General features: G+C 46.4%; 20 protein-coding genes. 6 read left to right on the top strand and 14 right to left on the bottom strand.

The genetic code is table 11. The annotated features are described in order from the left end of the window. Positions 1–20 precede the first annotated feature (20 nt). From NQ502_RS09430 to NQ502_RS09415, 4 genes are all read right to left on the bottom strand, one after another. Complete coding sequence (locus NQ502_RS09430) at positions 21–1,535, bottom strand: sugar ABC transporter ATP-binding protein (protein ID WP_028527700.1); 1,515 nt, start codon at positions 1,533–1,535, stop codon at positions 21–23. 111 nt (positions 1,536–1,646) lie between these two features. Continuing rightward, the gene (locus NQ502_RS09425) at positions 1,647–2,708 is read right to left on the bottom strand and encodes a sugar ABC transporter substrate-binding protein (RefSeq protein ID WP_049898044.1); all 1,062 of its coding nucleotides are present in this window, start codon (positions 2,706–2,708) and stop codon (positions 1,647–1,649) included. Positions 2,709–2,782: 74 nt separating this feature from the next. Further along, entirely contained in the window at positions 2,783–3,757 is a 975-nt protein-coding gene (locus NQ502_RS09420) for an ABC transporter permease (RefSeq protein ID WP_044983010.1), read from the bottom strand. Further along, positions 3,758–4,717: an ABC transporter permease gene (locus tag NQ502_RS09415; protein ID WP_028527699.1), complete on the bottom strand. Its 960-nt coding sequence runs from the start codon at positions 4,715–4,717 to the stop codon at positions 3,758–3,760. Positions 4,718–5,118: 401 nt separating this feature from the next. On the opposite strand from NQ502_RS09415, the gene NQ502_RS09410 reads away from it, so the two are divergent. The 3 genes from NQ502_RS09410 to NQ502_RS09400 all read left to right on the top strand — a co-directional run bounded on the left by NQ502_RS09410 (position 5,119) and on the right by NQ502_RS09400 (position 7,718). Then, complete coding sequence (locus NQ502_RS09410) at positions 5,119–5,958, top strand: helix-turn-helix transcriptional regulator (RefSeq protein ID WP_028527698.1); 840 nt, start codon at positions 5,119–5,121, stop codon at positions 5,956–5,958. Positions 5,959–6,155: 197 nt separating this feature from the next. Beyond that, positions 6,156–7,130, top strand: coding sequence for a 2-hydroxyacid dehydrogenase (locus NQ502_RS09405; RefSeq protein ID WP_028527697.1), 975 nt, complete (start codon positions 6,156–6,158; stop codon positions 7,128–7,130). A 54-nt stretch (positions 7,131–7,184) separates the two neighbouring features. Beyond that, on the top strand, positions 7,185–7,718 hold the full coding sequence (locus NQ502_RS09400) for a cob(I)yrinic acid a,c-diamide adenosyltransferase (protein WP_044983009.1): 534 nt from the start codon (positions 7,185–7,187) through the stop codon (positions 7,716–7,718). 92 nt (positions 7,719–7,810) lie between these two features. On the opposite strand, the gene NQ502_RS09395 is transcribed toward NQ502_RS09400, so the two are convergent. From NQ502_RS09395 to NQ502_RS09375, 5 genes are all read right to left on the bottom strand, one after another. Beyond that, the gene (locus tag NQ502_RS09395) at positions 7,811–8,068 is read right to left on the bottom strand and encodes a GIY-YIG nuclease family protein (protein ID WP_028527695.1); all 258 of its coding nucleotides are present in this window, start codon (positions 8,066–8,068) and stop codon (positions 7,811–7,813) included. Positions 8,069–8,260: 192 nt separating this feature from the next. Continuing rightward, positions 8,261–9,046 carry a M23 family metallopeptidase gene (locus NQ502_RS09390; protein WP_028527694.1) on the bottom strand — a complete coding sequence of 262 codons (786 nt, stop codon included), beginning with the start codon at positions 9,044–9,046 and terminating at the stop codon, positions 8,261–8,263. Between the two features lie 62 nt (positions 9,047–9,108). Further along, the gene (locus NQ502_RS09385) at positions 9,109–9,984 is read right to left on the bottom strand and encodes a SpoIID/LytB domain-containing protein (RefSeq protein ID WP_028527693.1); all 876 of its coding nucleotides are present in this window, start codon (positions 9,982–9,984) and stop codon (positions 9,109–9,111) included. Between the two features lie 86 nt (positions 9,985–10,070). Next, positions 10,071–10,397, bottom strand: a complete 327-nt coding sequence (locus tag NQ502_RS09380) for a branched-chain amino acid transporter permease (RefSeq protein ID WP_028527692.1) — start codon at positions 10,395–10,397, stop codon at positions 10,071–10,073. Further along, the gene (locus NQ502_RS09375; RefSeq protein WP_044983030.1) at positions 10,394–11,089 is read right to left on the bottom strand and encodes an AzlC family ABC transporter permease; all 696 of its coding nucleotides are present in this window, start codon (positions 11,087–11,089) and stop codon (positions 10,394–10,396) included. Before NQ502_RS09375 ends, NQ502_RS09380 begins: the two co-directional genes overlap by 4 nt. A 195-nt stretch (positions 11,090–11,284) precedes the next feature. On the opposite strand from NQ502_RS09375, the gene NQ502_RS19390 reads away from it, so the two are divergent. From NQ502_RS19390 to NQ502_RS09355, 3 genes are read left to right on the top strand one after another with little or no spacing between them, the layout of a single operon-like run. Further along, a complete protein-coding gene (locus tag NQ502_RS19390; RefSeq protein ID WP_327240965.1) occupies positions 11,285–12,667 on the top strand; it encodes a GNAT family N-acetyltransferase in 1,383 nt (460 codons plus the stop codon). Continuing rightward, the gene (locus NQ502_RS09360; protein ID WP_028527691.1) at positions 12,664–13,698 is read left to right on the top strand and encodes a threonine aldolase family protein; all 1,035 of its coding nucleotides are present in this window, start codon (positions 12,664–12,666) and stop codon (positions 13,696–13,698) included. The genes NQ502_RS19390 and NQ502_RS09360 overlap by 4 nt, the downstream gene beginning before the upstream one ends. Before the next feature lie 29 nt (positions 13,699–13,727). Further along, on the top strand, positions 13,728–14,678 hold the full coding sequence (locus NQ502_RS09355) for a prepilin-type N-terminal cleavage/methylation domain-containing protein (protein WP_044983007.1): 951 nt from the start codon (positions 13,728–13,730) through the stop codon (positions 14,676–14,678). A 46-nt stretch (positions 14,679–14,724) separates the two neighbouring features. Here the strand turns inward: NQ502_RS09355 and NQ502_RS09350 are convergent, their stop codons facing one another. From NQ502_RS09350 to NQ502_RS09330, 5 genes are all read right to left on the bottom strand, one after another. Continuing rightward, positions 14,725–15,567 (bottom strand): Rpn family recombination-promoting nuclease/putative transposase, encoded by an 843-nt coding sequence (locus tag NQ502_RS09350; protein ID WP_028527690.1) that lies wholly within the window; start codon positions 15,565–15,567, stop codon positions 14,725–14,727. Between the two features lie 378 nt (positions 15,568–15,945). Further along, the gene (locus NQ502_RS09345; RefSeq protein WP_028527689.1) at positions 15,946–17,043 is read right to left on the bottom strand and encodes a glycerol dehydrogenase; all 1,098 of its coding nucleotides are present in this window, start codon (positions 17,041–17,043) and stop codon (positions 15,946–15,948) included. 157 nt (positions 17,044–17,200) lie between these two features. Further along, the gene (locus tag NQ502_RS09340) at positions 17,201–17,899 is read right to left on the bottom strand and encodes a response regulator (RefSeq protein WP_028527688.1); all 699 of its coding nucleotides are present in this window, start codon (positions 17,897–17,899) and stop codon (positions 17,201–17,203) included. Next, positions 17,892–20,591 carry a sensor histidine kinase gene (locus NQ502_RS09335; protein ID WP_028527687.1) on the bottom strand — a complete coding sequence of 900 codons (2,700 nt, stop codon included), beginning with the start codon at positions 20,589–20,591 and terminating at the stop codon, positions 17,892–17,894. Before NQ502_RS09335 ends, NQ502_RS09340 begins: the two co-directional genes overlap by 8 nt. Next, a complete protein-coding gene (locus NQ502_RS09330) occupies positions 20,584–21,489 on the bottom strand; it encodes a hypothetical protein (protein ID WP_028527686.1) in 906 nt (301 codons plus the stop codon). Before NQ502_RS09330 ends, NQ502_RS09335 begins: the two co-directional genes overlap by 8 nt. Between the last annotated feature and the right edge of the window lie 11 nt (positions 21,490–21,500).

Below are 21,500 nucleotides of genomic sequence, written 5' to 3'. Positions count from 1 at the left end.
TATTTATATCCAGTGGAAAGTTATGCCTGTTGTGTAGAATCCGTGATAAGAATCGCTCTCATCAGTGTTTCCTCTGTGATCTCATCGCCCACGAGTTCCCCTGTCAGATTACCCTGTGCGATTGTAAGAACACGGTTGCTGATACCCATGACCTCCGGCATTTCCGAGGAAATGATGATTACCGCCAGTCCCTCTTTTTCCGCCAGCTCTGCAATCAGTCTGTAAATCTCTGATTTGGATCCGACATCGATTCCACGCGTCGGCTCATCCAGAATCAACAGTTTCGGTCCGATTGTCATCCATTTTCCAAGGACAACTTTCTGCTGATTACCACCGGAAAGATTTCCAACCGGCTGCTCAGGGCTCGGAGAGCTGATCTGAAGTTTATCATGGTATTCCTTATAAATCTCATACGACGCCTTCATATCCACAAAACCGGCTTTTGAGATCATCGGCAGTTTCGCCAGTGCCATGTTGTCACGGCAGGACTGCTCCAATACAAGACCCTGTTCCTTACGGTTCTCCGTAACGAATCCGATCTTTGCCTTAACCGCATCCACACTGGAACGGATCTTCTGCTCCTTGCCTTCCAGAAAGATCTTTCCTGAATCCGCCTTGCGGATACCGAAGATCGTCTCCATGATCTCTGTACGTCCGGCGCCTACCAGGCCGTAGAATCCCACAACCTCACCCGCATGAACGTTAAATGAGATATCTTTAAAGTATCCCTTCAGGGACAGGTTCTCTACCCGCAGAACTTCTTCCTTCGGGTTCCATTTACATTTATAGTAGTAATTGTCCAGAGAACGGCCGATCATACTGTTTACGATGTCGTCCAGCTCGATGTCTTTGGTCACAAATTCACCGGTCGGTTTACCATCTCTCATGACCAGCACACGGTCGCTGATCTCGAAGATCTCGTCCATTTTGTGGCTGATATATACCATACCAACACCCTGAGTTTTCAGTTTGTTGACAATCTTAAACAGAGAATTCTTTTCTTTTTCTGTAAGTGAAGACGTAGGCTCATCCAGCACGAGGATCTTTGCACCCAGTGCGATACCGCGGGCGATCTCGACCATCTGCTGCTGTGCAATCGGCAGTGCTGAAATCGTATCCGTCGGTTTTGCCGGGCACTCCAGTTCATCCAGAACCTTCTGTGCATCCGCATTCATCTTCTTCCAGTCAATCCTGCCGCCTTTTTTCGGCAGACTGCCCAGATACAGATTCTCTGCTACTGTTAAATCCATTACTAAGGATAATTCCTGGAAAATTAAGACAACTCCATCATTTTTCGCCTCAATAGGACTATTGTAGCGAACGGGTTTCCCCTGGTAAATGATCTCACCCGAACCCTCATCAGCGTGGTAAACTCCGGAAAGCACTTTCATCAGAGTTGACTTTCCCGCACCGTTTTCACCGCACAGTGCCAGTACCTCACCGTATTTCAGATTCAAATGAGCATGATCCAATGCCTTAACACCGGGAAAAGTTTTACTGATATCTTTCATTTCAAGAACATATTCATTGCTCATTTACATTTCCTCCGGTTTTACATTCAAAATGAATATCTCTTTGCCGGAGCCGCATACGCGGCTCCGCAAAGTAATTATTAGCTTTTACTGCAATTTAGAAAGTGGCCAATTCTACCATTCTTCCAGTCCGAGAGAATCTACGTTATCCGGTGTTGCTACCGGTGTTTCAATGTAGTTGTAGAATTCTGCCGGTTCTTCGCCTGCTGCCAGCTTCACAGCCATATCAAGTGCTGCTTTTGCATCAAAATGCGGTGACTGCATAGCAGTAGCCTGGATTTTTCCGTCTTTTACGTACTGTACCGTTTCATAGCTTCCAGCTGCCGCTGCAAAGATCTTAACATCATCCTGACGTCCTGCTGCTTCGATTGCATTCCATGCACCGAATGCCGCATTATCGTCGAATGTGAAGACTGCATCAAGCTCACCCTTGCCATATTTTACAAGGTAGTTTTCCATTACCTGCTGGCATTTTTCACGGTTACCTTCACCTGTCTGGCTGTCAAGTACCTGGATGTTGGTTCCTTCGATACCTTCCTGCAGACCCTGGGAACGTTCCAGAGATGTTGTGTATCCTGCAGGTCCTGCGATCTCAACGATCTTAGCGTCATTTCCAAGAGCCTCAACCATAGCCTGTGCAGACTGCTTGCCTTCTTCTACGTTTGAAGGTCCAACGTAGCATTTAATAAATTCTTCACCGGATTCAGCAACGTTTGTGTTTGCTGTCAGACATGGGATACCTGCTTTGTTGATCGCTCTTACAGAGGCAACAGCTGTCTCACCGTTTACCGGCCATACGATGATAACATCGCATTTCATGTTGATCAGGTCCTGAATCTGGTTAGCCTGTGTTGTGGCATCACCTTTCGGGTCAAGGATCTGAAGGTCAACGCCTTTTTCTTTCGCATAGGAATTCATGGTGTCATAGTAAGAAGTCTGGTATGGATCCTGTCCGGAGTTGTTTACAACCATACCGATTTTTGCATTGCTTGCATCGCCTGAAGCTGCTGCGTCGTCTTTGGATGCATCATCTGCTGCTGCGTCCTCCTTGGATGCGTCATCAGTTGCTGCCGCATCATTTGTTGCTGCTGAATCTTTGCTTCCGCCGCCGCATCCGGTCAGGAGCATAGATGCTACCAACGCTGCGCTGATTACTGCTAATAATTTTTTCTTCATTTCTCTTCCTCCTGTTTCTTGAAATGATATTTTATTAAAATGCTCTCGCATGATAATACTGTTAGGTTACAAAGCTATTCCAGATTTGCTTTTTTAGTTTTCTTATGCATCATGACCTTATCCAGGTACAGTACGCCGATCATGATCAGACCCGTTACCAGCCTGTTCACGTATGTCTGCACGTTCAGAAGGTTCATCATATTGTTGATCACACCCAGCAGCATGATACCGCCTAAGGTATACCAGATGTTTCCCACACCGCCTGTCAGCTTACATCCGCCGAGTACAACGCCTGCGATTACCAGCATGTGCATATCCGGCCATCCCAGTGTCGGGGTAGACGATCCTGCAAATGCCGCATACAGGACACCTCCCAGTGCGCCTGTGAATCCGCAGATTACAAAGTTGATAAAAGTTGTCCGTTTGTAATTGATGCCTGCATTAAATGCAGAGTTCTCGTTTCCGCCTACTGCGTATGTATTACGTCCATGTGTCGTATATTTCAGCACGTAGTGCGCCAGAAGCAGCAGTACGATAAAGATAATGCTGATATAGGATAACGGTCCGATCTTTCCGGCACCGAAATCAATGAATGCCCACCCTGCATCCGTATGGTTCGGGATCAGGGACTGTTCGGCATGGTATATGTATCCGAAACCGCGGCAGCCAAGCATCATCGCCAGTGTAACCACGAATGCATTGATTCTCGCATACGCTACCAGAAAACCGTTGATGCAGCCAACCAGACATCCTACCAGAAGTGCAACTATGATTCCCGGGATCATTCCGATGCTCGCTTCCAGTCCGCAGGCAAGAGATGCTGCCAGAGCAACCAACGTACACGTTGACATATCAAAGTAACTGTTGATGATAACAAATGTCATACCAATCGCCAGGATCCCCTTCATGGCGTTCTGGTTAAAGACGTTGAACAGGTTGTTCACGTTCAGGAAACCAGGTACGAAGATGACTGCAAATACTAAAAATACAATCCAGATTGGTATGATCGTGTTCTTAGACAGAAATTTTTTAATGTTTCCCCAGCTCATTTACACACCCTTCTTTCTTTTTGTCATGATATCCATATATACGGCGATCAGAATTACAACACACTGTGCGACCCACTGCAGATAATAAGGAAGACCCACGATGACAAATCCATTCTTCAAGATACCAAGGATCATGACACCGACAAACGTCTTATAGACACTTCCGCTTCCTCCGCTTAAGGATGCACCTCCAAGGATGACGCCCGAGATAACATCAAATTCATAAGTTTCACCGATCGTAGCCTGTGCCGCCGCTCCGCGTGAACACAGCATGATCGCTCCGACAGCCGTCGCAAGTCCGGACAGTACAAATGATTTCAGGATCACCAGCTTATCATTGATTCCGCTGTAACGGCACGCTTCATCATTTCCCCCGACTGACATCACATGATGGCCGTATACGGTCTTTGTCAGCACGATACCCATGATGATGATAAACAGCGCCATGATGATGGTGGAAATCGGAACCGGACCGATGCTTCCCTTTCCGATCTTGGTAAACCAGGCATTGCTGTCAGCCATCTGAACAAACTGACCGTTCGTATACATCATCGCCAGCGCCTGCAGTACGTTCATCATACCCAGAGTAACGATCATGGAATTCAGCCTGAGATACCCGCACAGATATCCGGTAACAACTCCGGATGCCATTCCGACAACCAGCGTCACCAGGATCGCCGGGATCGGCCCAATCTTGTCATGCAGGTCAATACAGATGACACTGCACAGTGACAGCAGGGAGCCGACGGACAGGTCGAAGTTACCTCCGATGATGACGAATGTCATACCTGCACCCATAACGGCGATGGTGGCCACCTGCCTGAAAATCAGGACAAAGTTGTCAGGCGTACGAAACTGCTTGGATATTACCGCGAATACCACATAGACCAGAATCATCGCAAACACTATACCCTGTTTCTTCAGAGTGGCCAGAAAATTCTTGTTGCTTTGAGACTCCATTACACATAACCTCCCACTTCCTTAAAATTTCTCTATAGTACGCATTCCGCGTTTAGAGCACACCAAAAACGAAAAAGTTGATTTATCCTGTTTTTTCAGGATTTTGTCCTAATTGCAATAACATCTATTTTTAAGTCCATAATAAACAACTTTTTATGAACTCCCTGTAAATTCCTGCCATGTATCGTCATTATTCCTAAACAATCCGTTCATGTTTTGTTCATGTTTGGTATTATAGTCTAAATACATAGGAAAACCAATGTGCGAATTTGCTATGCCATTCATCTATCTTGCTTTTTTGTAAAATTTATGTTACGATTTGCACAACAAATCAACCCAAAACCGTTGTTTTATTATAATATTAACTATTTATTTTAATTTTTTAAACGAAGGAGAATTTTATGAAAAGTGTCGATCCCGGAATTCTGGACCATTCTATTTGTTTTTCTTTTACCCCCTCGGCTCTGGCGGAGCAGCTCTATTTCTACATGACATGGTGCGGACATTACTACTCCACCTCACGTTACATGATGAAACGCGACTATTATCCGCCGCTGCTTGTCATGTATATCCGGGAGGGCATCATGCATGTCGAGCACATGGGGCAAAAATTTGATGCACAAAAAGGCGATGTTGTTTTGATCGACTGTTCCAATCCTCATTACTATCAGGCTGAGAACGGACTGGAATTCACGTTTATACATTTTGACGGCTCCAATTCTCACGAAATCGTGGAACACATTCTCTCCGTGCGCGGGCCGCTGATCCGTTCAAAAAACAATCTGCTCATCGGTAATTTCCTCTATAATACTGTCTATTTTTACGAAAACGGAGGTATCGAGAACATGTTTGCCACTTCCATGCGCATTTACAGGCTTCTGCAGATGCTGAACGATCTCGATGATTACAGTACACCGTCCGAGGAAAGCCCCGTACATATAGCGATCCGTTATATCCGCGATAATGTTGGAAAAAAAATAACGCTGCAGGAGCTTGCAGATCTTTCTAACCTGAGTATCTACTATTTTTCCCATCGTTTTAAAGATGAGACCGGATACTCTCCAATGGATTATGTTATCAATTCGAGGATGGACAAGGCTAAAATTCTTTTGATAAGAACCTCAAAGACAATCACAGAGATCGCATATGAAGTGGGATATGGAAGCAGCGGCAGCTTTATCAATATTTTTTCGGATAAAGTGGGCTGTTCACCCAAGATTTTCCGCAGGCTTATGCGCTGACATTCGTTTTTGTGTCTTATGCCGGTTTTTTCATTGATTTCCTTTCATATATTGTATGTTTTTACTGTATCATAATTTGCAGCCTCATAAGTAGCACATAATAATGTCTGTTTCCGCATTTTTTACTTGTATCTGCTAATCTGAATATTCCTGGTGTATTCTCCGCATAATCATAGTAAAAAGATCTGGAGGACATTATGAATATTGCATTTTATAGTACAAAGCCCTATGACAGGCTCTGGTTTGAGCCCATGTCACATCAATATGATATTAAGATTCATTTTCTGGAAAGTCCACTGAAAGAATCTTCCATTCCGTTGGCATCAGGCTGCGAAGCCATCTGCATTTTTGTCAACGATGCCGTCACTGCCGGAATGATTGATCAGTTGTGCAGACTCGGTGTTAAGGCAATCCTGCTGCGCAGCGCCGGTTATAACCATGTCGACCTCGATGCTGCACGCGGCCGTATTCATGTACTCCGCGTTCCGAGCTATTCCCCGGATGCAGTGGCGGAATACGCAATGGCCATGCTGCTGACGGTAAACCGCTATACGCACAGGGCATACACACGGACACGTGATTTTAACATGAGTATCAATGGTCTGATGGGGCAGACTCTGTTTGGCCGGACGGCAGGCATCATCGGAACCGGGAAGATCGGGCAGTCCATGATACGGATCTGTAAGGGGTTTGGAATGAATGTTCTGGCATACGACCCTTATCCCAATCCCTCTCTGGACGTCACCTATACCGACAGAGACGCTCTTTTTGCCCAGTCGGATATCATCTCCCTTCACTGTCCGCTGACTGACGATACACATTATCTGATCAATCAGCAGGCTATTTCCCAGATGAAGGACGGCGTTTATCTCATCAACACATCAAGGGGGGCATTGATCGATACCGCTGCACTGATCGAGGGACTCGCTGACAAAAAGTTTGCAGGCGTCGGTCTGGATGTATACGAGGAAGAAGACGGGGTATTTTATGAAGACCGTTCCAACGATATCATTAACGATGAGAACCTGATCCGGCTGGCTGCTTTTCCAAATGTCCTGATCACTTCACATATGGGCTTTTTCACGCGCGAGGCGATGGAGGCCATCGCTTCCGTCACGTTGGAAAATGCCGCTGCATTTGCAAACGGCAGAGAACTTGTCAATGAGCTTTAAGCCTGATATACTTTCTTTAAAAGCAGTTGAAATTGTTTTAGAAAGGAATCTATTATGGAAAAGCAGACAGGATGCATCCACATCTACTGCGGGGACGGCAAAGGAAAAACAACCACCGGAATGGGGCTTTCCACACGTGCAGCCGGATGCGGATATAAAGTATTGATCTATCAGTTTATGAAGAATAATTCCACCAGTGAGCGGAATATTCTTGAAAATGTCCCCAACATCACGTTTGTTGACGGACTTGAGGGTGAAAAATTCAGCTTTCAGATGAGTGAAGATGAGAAAAAAGAACGGAAAAACTTCTACGAAAATCAGTTTAAAATGCTCACGGAGATGATAGAAAATGAAAACTTTGATGTGGTGTTCTTTGATGAGCTCATTTACACGATCAAAGCAGGATTATTTGACGAAGAGCTCCTTGCTGATTATCTGAAGCATAAACCGGAGAAGCTGGAAGTCATACTGACCGGGCAGAATCCCAGCCAGAACTTAATGGACCTGGCTGATTATGTTTCAGAAATCCGTAAAGTGAAGCACCCGTACGACCGGGGGCTTTGCTCCAGAAAAGGAATTGAAAAATAGAGTTTATAACCAATTGCAGACTTTAACCGCAATCAAAAAGGGGGGACAACCCCCCCCTGTAAAAAATCCCCCGCTGACCGGGGGAATTTTATTCAAACTTTTAAATGCATACTCTCACGACACAGCTTGATCTTCTGTGCACGAGTCATCTGTTTGATCGCATATTCCCTGCGCATCGCTTCTTCTTTCGTCTCAAACACCTCACAGTGTACAAGTTCCACGGGTCTGCGGCTTTTTGTATAGCGTGCTCCCTGTCCGGCATTATGTGCACTGATGCGTTTCTTTAGATTGTTTGTCCATCCGGTGTAAAGACTGCCGTCCTTACACTTTACAATATACGTATAATTCATGGTTATTCTTCCCCGGGCTATGTACAGTTTTGCAAACAAATGTCTGCAAAACCGTTTATACTAAAGCAATCGACAAAGGGTATATCACTCATGGTGTAAAAAGATATTTCTGTAAAAAATTCGATTGCGAATTTTACACTGCCCTTTCATCTATACTTTATTATACGATATTCCCCTCGTTTTGTGAAAAGATTATTCTTCTTCTGTCGGGAGATACATGAACGGATCAACCGCCGTACCGTCTTTTGTCAGTGCAAAATACAGATTTGTTCCTTCTGACGAATAATACTTTGTCGGCTGGGCAACTGTACCGATCACAGTACCCGCCGTGATCGTCTGCTCAGGAGCAACCGTTACATCCTTCAGCTGTCCGTAAACTGCCTGATAACCATTTCCCATATCCATGGTCACAGTCATACCTGTCTCGGAATCCTCCTCGACGGACAACACCTTGCTGTTGGCAGCTGCAAGCACCTGCTGATCAGCCTGAGCACTCAGGATCACTGCCGGATTATACTTGTATACCTCCAGTGTCGGAAAATATACCGCTCCGTCCATGCTGTAATCGATCAGGACATCGCCGGATACCGGCCATTCCATAACGGTATTGTCATTAAAATCGAGAGATGGCAGAACTTCCTGCACGTCCTGTGCAGCCGTCTCATCTGCAGCTGTCTCATCCTGAGCGCTGGCATCTTCCGCTGTTTCTGCATTTTCAGCAGTTCCCTCATCTTCTGTGCCTTCCATCTGTGCCTCCGCATTGGAAGTGTTAACATCTGTACTTTCTGTTTCCTCATCTTCCGCAGTTTCTTCATCTGATAGAGGCGTCTCCTCTGCCAGTTCCTCGTTCCTAATCTGCGTATCCTGTTTTGTGTTTCCTTTCTGGTCCGCCCGGTACATGCCGATACCAGCAGCAACGACAGCCAGCAGCAGGATTCCGCTGACAGCCAGCCTTAAATTTCTTTCTTTTCTCATCATATTCTTCACCTCTAACAGTTTAAGTATTTCTCTTATAGATTTCCCGAATATGACGTTTCTATTCACTTTTTCGTTACAAGAATTTCCGTTTGCGGAAAATAATGTTCCAGAATTTCACGATATGTACTCCCTTCCCGTGCCATGCATCCGGCTCCATACTGACTCATCCCAAGCCCGTGACCGGCTCCTCTGCACAAAAAACGTACTTTTCCGTCCATCTGCTCAACCACAAAACTGGCGGACGGCAGACGCAGTATCTGACGCAGCTCTTCTCCCGTACACGTCTGGCTCCCAATAGTTACACTGATGACATAATCGGCCTCATCACGCTCTGTCACCTCAATGACATCTCCGGAGGAAGCGGAATATGTAATTCCAAAATCCCGGAATTCCTTCTCCAGAAAAGCAGGTGTAAAATAATGTCCGGTCAGGTAATCATCCGCTTCCTGATCCTTCACGCTCTCAACTCCTGTCAGATATTGATAGGAATCATCCTGCAGCACACCCTTTGCATTCCTGGTCCTTCCGGTGCTGAGGCGGTGAAAGACACCGAAGCAGACCTCTCCATCGTGAGCAAGTACCTCCCCTCTGGTATTGATAACCGCCCGCTGGATTCGTTCGTACTGTTTATCAAAATTTCTGTTCTCCATATCGGTTTTGAGGTTCTGGGCAATCTGCTCCAGCTGTTTTTTCGTCATGGATCCTTCCTTTACCTGACGGACAAAGGTACTTCTGGCAAGCACGACCTGTGCCTTGACAGCTTCCAGCGGATAATCCGCACTCACCTGCCGGTAAACAATCCCCGCCAGATAGTTTTCTGCATCCGGGGCTTTTTCTATTGTGATTGACTGCCTGCCCGAAAGCAGAAGCGTAATAATAACCGGTACCAGTAAAAATATGAGAACCGCCGTGACAACAAAAGAAAAACGCTCTTTCATCTGCAGACCTGATCGCTGTGTGTACTTATTATAGTATATCTCACGACAGAATGTCTCATACCTCCTACTGTTCCGAGCGGCATTCTTTAGAATACCAGCTGCACAAGCAGCATATATAAAATCGTCCCGCCGCCAATGCTCAGCAAAAGATTATGTTTCCATTTATGTATCATGATCACGAACACCCCTGCAATTACTTCCGGAATGCCAAACGGCGCCTGAAAAAATGACACCGATTTGAAACAGTACACAACCAGCATACCGATAATCGCAAACGGAAGCACTTCTCCCAGGTAAAGAATAAACTCCGGTGTCTTCTTATTTCCCGGAAACAATGCAAACGGCAGCACTCTTGTCAGTACGGTTACCGCCGCAATCACAAGAATCGTAATCAGCGCCTGTGTCGATGTCATACTGTCTTCCCCCTTTTTCTCATTCTCCCGTGCAGACCCGCGAGACTCAGGAATATCCCAACCATAGATGCAATGATGAACCAGTCCTGTCCAAACACGATCAGACACAACAACGTCACGAAAAGACCCAGAAGTGCCGGTATATGGTTCTCTGTGCTCTCCCACTGCTCAATAAAAATGACGATAAATAATGCGGTCATGGCAAAATCGATCCCTGTGGAATTAAATTTTATGAGACTGCCCGCCACATTTCCAATCACAGAACCCGTTACCCAGTACAGCTGATTCAATACTGCAATGCAGAACATAAACCATTTGCGGTCAATACCCTTTGGAGTCTCAGCCGCACAGAGCAGAGAATACGTCTCATCAGTCAGTGAAAAGATCATATACGGTTTGAGCTTACCGCAGATTTTAAATTTATCCAGCATAGACAATCCGTAAAAGATATGGCGCGCATTGACCATAAGCGTCACAAGCATGGCGGATAGCGGATTGAACATTCCTGTCAACAGGTCAATTGCCACAAACTGCATGGACCCCGCATAGATAAAAAGACTCATGAGGAGCGCCCAGCCCGCATGGTATCCCTTGCTGCCAAGCAGCACCCCAAATGCGATTCCCAGGAAAATATACCCCATCAGCACGGGTAGTGTATACGGAAATGCCACTTTCAATGTTCTTTTGTTCATAAGATAAATCCCCCGATCAGTAACGACATCCATGTCGACTGTTACATTATATCGGCGGAAATTCTCTTTGTCAATTGCGGTGATTTCCTGTAACAGATGTATTTTCATTGCCTGTTCTGCATTGTTTGTTATATAATAGAAAAAATGGCTGTTACCGATACGTAAGCAGGACAGCCGGAAACGGAGGATTATGCGATGCAGCGTTTGCGCAAAGATCAAAAAGTACGGATTGCGCCCCTGTTTAAAAACTTTCATCAGCCTATGGTTCATTCCTGCCTCGAAAACAGAATGGGCTGTGCATACGCAGATAATACCGACATCCCCGTTTCCGCTCAGATCATCATCGGGGCTTTCAGTTTTTTTGCAGGAAAACCAAATGAAAACCTGGTCCGCAATATTCCGCCGGATTATGACGCAGCCCAACTCCTTATGATCCCGGAAAATGAGACCTGGGATTCTCTGATCGAAGAGGTGTGGGGCAGGCGTGCAGAAAGATTTACCCGATATGCGATTAAAAGAGAACCCGGCGTCTTCAATGACTTCCTGTTAAACGAGTTTATTGACCGGCTTCCCGACGGCTATTCACTGCATATGATTGATGAACATATTTATCAGTTGTCCAGACAGGAAGACTGGTCCTGTGATCTGTGCGCACTGTTCCCCACCTATGAAAACTACCGGGAACATGGTATTGGCGCCGCGGTATTATATAAAAATGACCTGGTATCGGGTGCATCCTCCTACGCGGTCAGTGACAGCAGCATAGAAATAGAAGTGGACACTAAACCGGAACACCGCAAAAAGGGGCTAGCGCTCGCCTGCTGTGCAAAATTAATTCTGGAATGCCGGCAGCGGGGCCTGTATCCCGGATGGGATGCACATGACCTCAGATCGGTATCTCTGGCAGAAAGACTGGGGTACCATCTGGATTACAGCTATACCGCCTATTGCATAACAGTACCCCGGAAGAATCCCGTGGCGGCCATGCTGTTGGATATGCCGATGCAGGAACTCTGGACGTTGTTCCCGATCATTCTGCGGGAACATAATACACAGTATAAAAAATGGTACCGCGCGGAAAAAAGCCGCCTGCTACATCTGATCGGAAAGGATCAGGTCATTCGGATCCATCATATCGGCAGCACTTCTGTGGAGGGGCTGATCGCCAAACCAATTGTTGATATACTGATGGAAGTTACCGATGACTGCAATATAGTGGAGCTCAAATCCACACTGGAATCGAGCGGATGGATCTGCATGTCTGAGAGCTATATGCCTGAGCTGAAACTTGTATTTAATAAAGGGTATACTCCAAACGGTTTTGCCAATCAGGTGTACCACCTTCACATACGCTGTTTCGGAGACTGGGACGAACTTTATTTCAGGGATTATCTGATCCTTCATGATGAAATCTCGCGTGATTATGCCGCGTTAAAGCAAAAACTCGCCAGGGAATATAAAAATGACCGGGATGCCTACACAAAGGCAAAAACTGAATTTATAGAAGAATATACAAAAAAAGCACGTATGGAATTTCATAACCGATACGCGCCGGATAGATGGAGGAGCTTTTCATGATACGATTTGAATGCGATTATGCCGAAGGGGCACATCCGTTAATCTTACAAAAGTTATGTGATACAAACATGGAACAGACTCCGGGCTACGGTGTCGACATCCACTGTGAAACAGCCCGAAAACATATCCGAGATGCCTGTCTTTCACCCGACGCCGACATACACTTTCTGGTGGGCGGTACACAGACAAACGCAACCGTGATCTCATCTATCCTGCGTCCTCATCAGGGTGTCATCTGTGCTTCTACCGGACATATCAATGTCCATGAAAGCGGCGCCATCGAGGCATCCGGGCATAAGGTTCTCTCTCTGCCGGGCGAGGACGGTAAGATTACCGCACAGCAGATCGAGGATCTGATACTGGGGCACTTCCACGATGAAAATTTTGAGCACATGGTTCAGCCGGGTATGGTCTATCTGTCATGGCCCACGGAAAACGGCACTATCTACTCAAAAAATGAACTGCTTGCCATAAACAGTGTGTGCCGCCGCTGCCGTATTCCTCTGTATATCGACGGCGCCAGAATGGGTTATGGACTTATGTCCGACTCCTGTGACCTGACGCTTCCGGACTTTGCCACACTCGCAGACATCTTTTATATCGGCGGTACAAAGGTCGGCGCAATGTTCGGAGAGGCTGTTGTCATCACAGATCCGGACCTGAAGACAGATTTTCGATATCTGATCAAACAAAACGGCGGAATGCTCGCAAAAGGCCGGCTGCTCGGCATTCAGTTTGAGACTCTGTTCGAAGACGGTCTTTACTGCCGGATAGCCAGACATGCGGTTACCCAGGCTATGCGTATCAGGCAGGCATTCCAGCACAAAGGGATTCCTCTCTTATATGATTCATATACCAACCAGCAGTATCCAATTCTTAATCAGATACAGATTGACCAGCTTTCCAGGCGCTATTCTTTCTGTTTCTGGGAACGGGTTGATGAAAAGCGGTCCGCCGTACGGTTCTGTACCAGCTGGGCTACATCGGAAACCGATGTGGATCAGCTGCTCAGCGATATTGGACATCTTTAAGACTAAAGGGAAAGTTTTTGGTGAGACTTATGAAAAAGAAATTAAACAGAGGCAATAAGGGGTTTACTCTGGTTGAACTAATTGTGGTCATCGTTATCATTCTGGTTCTTGCAGCCGTTATGGTACCGTCCATACTACGTTATGTCAACAAAGCAAAGGAAGCTTCCTATATTTCAGAGTGCAGTACCGTCGTAACAATGGCAAATATCCATTCCACTGAGCTTTACTCCCGCCTTGGCAGCGACAGTTTGGAAACTGCCTTAAACCGGTCAGCGGAGCGGAAAGCAATTACTGAGGCCGCCGGTGTGAGCGGCAGTATTAATTACATTAAATGCGACGCTGCCACCGATGCCATTATACAGCTGGAGTATGTTGCAAAAGACGGAACCGTCGTCCTTTATGACGTATCAACCGACCCGCAGTACCGGATTATGGACCGCGAAGACGGCATACTGACCGGCAGTACGGCACAGGATTATCTGGATTCCCTGAATACGCTTCTGAATCTGGTAGGGGGTAAGGTGACCGCTGATACGATCAAGACGCTTTATCCGCAGGAAAAATATCCGGATTTGTATTACAGCAATGGTAATCTGAAAACAAAATATGACTCACAGTACCTGCAGCTGTACATGAAGGCTAAGAATAAGGGGGACTATCCTTCTGTCAATATGAGCACTCTCCCACAGGAAATTCAAAATCTGGATACAAAAAACGTTTTGCAGAATCAAATCTGGATTCCAATGGTTTTCAAAGACAGTGACGGGAATAATATTACCGTCATGACTGCCGGAGAGTTTTCTAACTCAAACAACGATTATGGGGCCGCCAAAGCATCAGTCATTTATAATCCTGCTGACCAAAGCTATTATTATCATACACATGCATCTAACGGCAGCCTGGATACTATATGGCTCAGTGATCAGGCTCCAAACTGGGATGATATCATTAAAACAGGGACCTGGATAAAATCAAAATAACAATATCGAAGCGCCCAATGATGATTGAGCGCTTCGCATACTTTATCTACTCTTTATTCCAGTATTTTCTCAGATAATTACCCGTTTCTTCTTCCGTCAATGAAAATTCTTCCATCAGCCTGCCTGATGTATCTTCTTGGGAAACTCCAAACTCCCTGCAAACCTTGATCAACGCACGGATTCCTTCTGCCAGTCCCTCCGCTCTGGCCTCTCTTCTTTCAATTTCACGTTCTTCCCATGCCTGCATATATTTCACACCCACTTCCTCATCGGATTTGATGCTCTGTACCCGTTCCTGCAGTTTTTTTATCCGTCCGCTCTTACAGTCTCTTCCCGATATCTCTGTTGTATGCTCCATATATCGAAGCAATTCCGTCAGTTCAGGATTCACTTCCTCATAGTTTTCCCCGCGGGTATTCAAAAAAATTCGAACTGCACCATCCTCCAGCCTGAGTTCATTCTCTTCATCACATTTCATACGAAACGTATAGCGATAGCGTTTCAATCCAAATAAATCAAACGGCGATATGATGATAATGTAAATGTCATTCAGCGTGTTAAAATCAACCTCGCCTGGCTGCAGAAGTTTGCTGTCAATCAAACTCTGGTAATGTCTGCTGCGTCTCGGCAGATTCTTGGTGTTAGTTTTTTGAACCTCCGTATCATAGATAGCATCCTGCATATCCTGCGCCCATACATCCAGCTTTATCTGGCGATAGATAGGTGAGCGGCGGATCTCTCGTTCTGTCTGCGGCAAAAATTTCAGCAGGATTTCCCGGCCCAGAATAATCTCTAATACCATCTGCAGCACTTCCGGATCCTCCATCACTTCCGCAAACAGAAAACGATCCAACAGAGTCAAATCTGCTAATGTTTTCTTTTGTTTCATGTGCATCTTCTCCTTTCATTATAGAACGTCCGATGACACATGTAAAGCACAATAAATTTACGCATACGCAAATTGTAATTATGCAAAAGCGTCCCAAAACGCTCTGTATTAAATTCTAATTACAGGAATCACTTTGACCGAACGGTCATGATCAGAAACGACAACCTATGCCGTCGTTTTAAGACATTTTTATCATATCATCCGCGCTTCAAATATACAATAACTGATTTTATTTTCACAAAGCCTCTGATTCGAGACTTAAACCATTAGATGCGTGCGCTGCCGCGCGCACAACAAAAGAAATGCCGCCGGGTATCCTGTAAACAGAACACCTGACAGCATTTCTCCCAGGCAAAAAAACATGGCAAAACCTATCACTTATTCCTCAGTAAAACACCTTCCAAGCGCATCCGCCGCCATGATCGCAGCATAGACATCTTCCGGAGTCACATCAAACGGCATATTGCCCAGAGTATCGCCCTCTGCTGCGGCAAGCCTGGCAACCTCCATGATTTCCTCCGGTTTCACTTCCATGATCCCAAGCTCGGCAAGCGTCGTCGGAAGTCCTACAGCCTGGCAGAATTCCAGTACTTCTTCGATCTCTTCCATGTCTGCGTTCTCAAGAACAAGCTGAACCAGGGTGCCGAACGCCACCTTTTCTCCGTGGTACATCTCATGTGTCTCTTTGATCGCCGTCAGTCCATTATGAATTGCATGCGCTCCCGCCAGTCCGCCGCTCTCAAACCCGATGCCGGACAGATACGTATTGGCTTCGATCACATTCTCAACTGCTTTCGTACACACTTTCTGTTCCGCCGCGATTGCCGCGCTGACTCCATTCTCCATCAGCGTATCATAACAAAGCTCGGCGAGCGCCATCGCTGCAAGTGTACTCTTTCCTCCGACACAGTTGAGAGCATCGGACTGTCTGCAGGCTCTCGCCTCGAAGTATGTGGCAAGCGCGTCACCCATGCCGGAGATCAACAGTCTTGCAGGCGCCTTACTCACGATGTCAGTATCAACGAGAACGATATTCGGGCTGGATGGAAGAAACAGGTATTTTTCAAAAATACCTTCTTCCGAATAGATAACAGAGAGTGCACTGCACGGTGCATCTGTGGATGCGATGGTTGGAACAATGACAACCGGTATTCCCGCATAATATCCCACCGCCTTCGCAGTGTCATGAATCTTACCGCCGCCGACACCTGAGATCATGTCGCATCCAGCAGCTTTTACAGCTTCTATGATACGATTAATCTCCGACATACAGCATTCGCCATTAAAAATTTTAAATATAACAGTAACACCCGTATCCTTCTGACCTTCTGTAATCGCTGTTTCCACACGCTTTTTCCCCGACGCGCTGACAAGAATACAGAGCTTCTTTCCATAATTCTGAGCGTAAGAGCATAAGTTGCGGATCTCACCCTTACCCTGGATGTATCTGCTTGGACTTGCAATAATCTGTGCCATAACCTGTTACCTCCTTGTTTTTACTGTCAAAAAACTTTTTGACCCTGGTATCTTGTTATTATTTTAACATTATGCCACGCAGTACCTGGTTTGTCAATCAGTCCCGTACGAAGATTACCTGTAAACTGTGTAAATCCGATTTCATCGCGCTGTCACTCTAAACTCGCAGCATCCGGTATCCCACCCCGACGTGAGTCTGAATATACTGAGGAACTGCCGGGTCTTTTTCTATTTTTTTGCGCAGCGTTGCCATATGGACGCGGAGAGACGCGACATCATTTTCCCATGCACTTCCCCATATTTCCCGTGTAATGTAAGCATGCGTCAGTACTTTTCCCACGTTTTTACACAGCAGACATAAAAGCCTGTATTCAATAGGGGTCAGATGCAGTTCCCGTTCATCCATATATGCACATCCGGAAGCGTAATCTACCGTCAGATTTCCATTGTGAAATACGGAAGCTTCCTCTGCCGTCTGTCCCTGCACATAATGAAGTCTTCGAAAAGTCACTCTCAGCCTCGCCAGCAGTTCTTCTACGGAAAAAGGTTTTGTCAGATAATCATCTGCTCCGGCGTCCAGCGCATGGATTTTGTCCATATCCTCACTCCTTGCGCTGATTACAATAATCGGCATATTTGACCAGCTTCTGATCTTTTTTATAATCTCCACTCCGTCCATGTCGGGAAGCCCCAGATCCAGCAGTACCACATCCGGCTTATAAGAAACCGCCTCCAGGATCGCGGCCTCGCCTGTTGCCGCCGTATGATATTTATAGTCCTGTGTCCCGAGCGTGGTTGTTATCAGATTCCGAACCGCCGCATCATCTTCTACTACAAGAACCATTGGTTTATTCATGTAACGTTACCTCCTCTGTCGGCAGTGTAAACCGAAACAGCGCACCCTTCGGATTGTTATCGTGTACAGAAATCTCTCCTCCGTGGGCATTTATGATAGACTTGCAGAGCGCAAGTCCGAGCCCCATACTCCGTCTGCTGTCGGCTACCTTTACATTTGCCGTATAAAACATATCAAATATTCTCTGCTTTGACTCATCCGATATTCCATCTCCGTTATCCGATATTTCTACCACCGCCCAGCTTCCCTCTCTGCGCGTTCTTACATCAATCCTGGAACCGGCAGGCGTATATTTTACCGCATTGTCCACGATATTCATGATTACCTGCATAACTAGCCGTGCATCTATTTTTACCATAATGAAGTCTTCTGCCTGTGTCACATTAACCTTATGTTCCACACTGCGCCGATTGATATGATGCATCGCCTCTGTCACCACCTCGTCGAGTAATTCCGTCGTCAGATTCAGATGCATGGTCCCGTCCTCAATCCTGGTAACCGAAAGCAAATTTTCCACCAGATTAATCAGCCACAGAGAATCATCATAGATATCGGAATAGAGCTGTCTGCGCTGTCCCATATCCAGATGTTCCTCACTTGCCAGCAGAATTCCGGCGTTACCGGAAATGGCAGTCAGCGGAGTCCGCAGGTCATGTGAAATGGAACGGAGCAGATTGGCCCTCAGCTGCTCATTTCTGGCAAGCGCTGCAGCTTCCTGACGTTCTTTTATAGCCATATTTCTCTCAAGCGCAAGTGCACACTCCCCCAAAATTGACAATATGACACTGTTCTCAAAAGAATCCAGCGGCCGGTTGTGTACGGCGATCCCTACGACGCCGTATACCTTATCGGTGATGCGTACTGCCAGATACATACAGACTGCACTTCCCAGCGTATTTGTGCCGGCGCCTGCATGTTTATTGTTTTTGAATACCCATGCCGCCACCGCCTGTTCATTGTCTGTCGTGTAAATACCTTTCTCCGTCTGTTCACCGTCGGCTATAAAGACCTGAGGTTTAGACAGTGTTCCATCCTCAGCACGGTAAAACACAAGATTTCGCTTCAAAAGTTTTACCAGCTGCTGTGCTGTCACGGATATAATATCCGATACCTGTTCTGCCTGAGCCAGCATCTGATTCGTATCAAGCAGAATCCTGGTCCTGTAAGCCGACTGTGCAGCATGAAACGCCTGACTTTTGATCTTGACCGCAAGGGAACTTGTGATAAATGCGGCGATAAACATCACCACAAATGTGACCGGATATCCGCTGTCGTACGCCTGAAACGTAAAACGCGGCACGGTAAAGAAAAAATTAAACACAAACACACAGACGGCAGAAAGTATCAGACTGAAAATTCTCCGGGACGTGATAACCGAAGTGACCAGTACGCATAGAATATAAATGGTGATAATGTTCGCTTCACTGAATCCGCACTCATAAAACACAGTGCCGATGACGGTAGCTCCGGCCAGCATACCCAGTGTCTTTAACACATCCGCCAACAGATTGTCCCGCATGTCTCCCCTGAGTCTGCGCGCGGCTTTGTAGGCGGGTGTATTCTTATCCGGTATAACATATACATCGAGATTAGGGGAATATGCGATCAGCTGTTCTGTCAGAGACTGGCGTCCGAAAACACTTCTTCGTCTGGCGCTTGACCTTCCCACAACTACCTTGGAAACGCCGGAAAGCCTTGCAAATTCTGAAATCTGCAAAGCAATATTATCTCCATATGTCGTCTCGATATGAGCTCCCAGCTGCTGCGCCAGCTTCATGTTTTTCCTCAGCCGTTCTTTATTCTCATCCTCCATTCTGGAAAAATCGGGGGTTTCCACAAACAGCGCCGTAAAATTTCCTTTAAAGGCATTTGCCATTCTGGCTGCTGTTCGTATCAGCCTGGCATTCGTAGGCGACGAGGACAGACACACCATAATGTGCTCATCCGTATAGTAATCGCTGCTCTGTGACTGCTTGATTTTATCCGATATCCGGTTAATGCGGTCAGCTGTTCTTCGAAGCGCTATTTCCCTGAGCGCCACCAGATTCTCCGTCGTAAAAAAGTTCCCCAGCGCTCTTCGCGCCTGGTTCTCTTTATAAATTTTACCCTCATTCAGGCGTTCGATCAGTTCTTCCGGTTCGATATCAACCAGAGACACCTGGTCTGCCCTGTCGAACACGTGATCCGGAATTCTCTCCCTGACCAGCACACCGGTTATGGAGGCTACAATATCATTCAGGCTCTCGATATGCTGGACATTGACAGTGGTGTACACATCAATTCCGTTATTCAGCAGCTCTTCCACATCCTGATACCGCTTCAGATGCCGGCAGCCTTCCGCGTTCGTGTGTGCCAGCTCATCCACCAGGATCAGCTGTGGTTTTCTCTCTATTGCGGCGTCCAGGTCAAATTCCTTCAGCCTGATACCCTTATGTTCAATCTCCCTGTTAGGCAGACACTCCAGTCCCTTCAGAAGCTGCATGGTCTGAGGCCTCGTATGCGGTTCTACATACCCTGCAACGACGTCCACGCCGCGGCGTTTTTCTGCATGGGCGGCCTTCAGCATCGCATACGTTTTACCCACACCGGCAGCATAGCCAAAGAAAATGCGTAAGTGTCCCCGGTGCCTGTCCTGCGTTTCCTCTTCGATTTTTTTAAGCAGCAGGTCGGGGTTTGCTCTTATATCATTCATTCGAACCTCCTTTCCCGATGTAAGGACTGGGGAACAGCAGTTTTAAAAACAGACGCTCAGCAGTACTGTCGCTGTCATAGTTATAATACATTCTTTTATTTTCTCCGTCCATCACGGAAAATCCGTTTTCTTCATCGTATAAAATGCGGATTCCAAGCTGATCCAAGGCAAGCCGCAGCGCCATTTCCCAGGAGAACATCGTCAGTCTCTGTTCATCCTCCATCTGCTTCCATACCTCATCAAACTCGATTGGGCTATAGCGTTCCTGCAGAAACAGCATCCACAGTTCCTTCTTCTGCAGAACAGTCAGCGACGCTGTACACGAGGTTCTTTTCCAATCCCCCGCCATAGGGATGTATCGGTAATACGTGTCCGGACTATACTGCGGATAATCCGCAAATACGCGCTCCAGAATATACGTGCGCCGCACCGCCAGCAGCTCATTCCGATAATCCATGTCACATAAAATCTGATATAATTCCTTTTGCATATCTTCTGCAGGTGTTTTAATTTTAACACAAATATTCAGCATTTCATCAAAATTTCTGGAAGATATATCTTTTTTTATCCATTCCATCTTTGTTCCATACTGCGACATCCTGGCAATAAGCTCTCCGCTCTCTGACCCGTTCACAGTACCGTAGACTGAAACCGGATACTTTTCCGACACAAACGCCATGGAAGCACCATACTCTTCAAAAAAAGACTCTGAACTGTAGCAGGTAAATTCATAATATAACCAGAGTGTATGATTTCCCGACAAAAAGACCTGGGGATTCGTACCCATTTCCGAACTGACCGCGTAGATCATATTAAAAAGTTCCGTTTCCGGAACAATGCCCGGGCTAATCCCGGGCATCTTCCGGCTCTGTGTCCATGCCGTATATTTTTTATGCATAAGGTTCCTCC

It is taken from the genome of Ruminococcus gauvreauii (assembly GCF_025151995.1).
GTDB classification, from domain to species: Bacteria; Bacillota; Clostridia; order Lachnospirales; family Lachnospiraceae; genus Ruminococcus_G; species Ruminococcus_G gauvreauii.
This window is presented reverse-complemented; position numbering and strand designations above follow the sequence as displayed.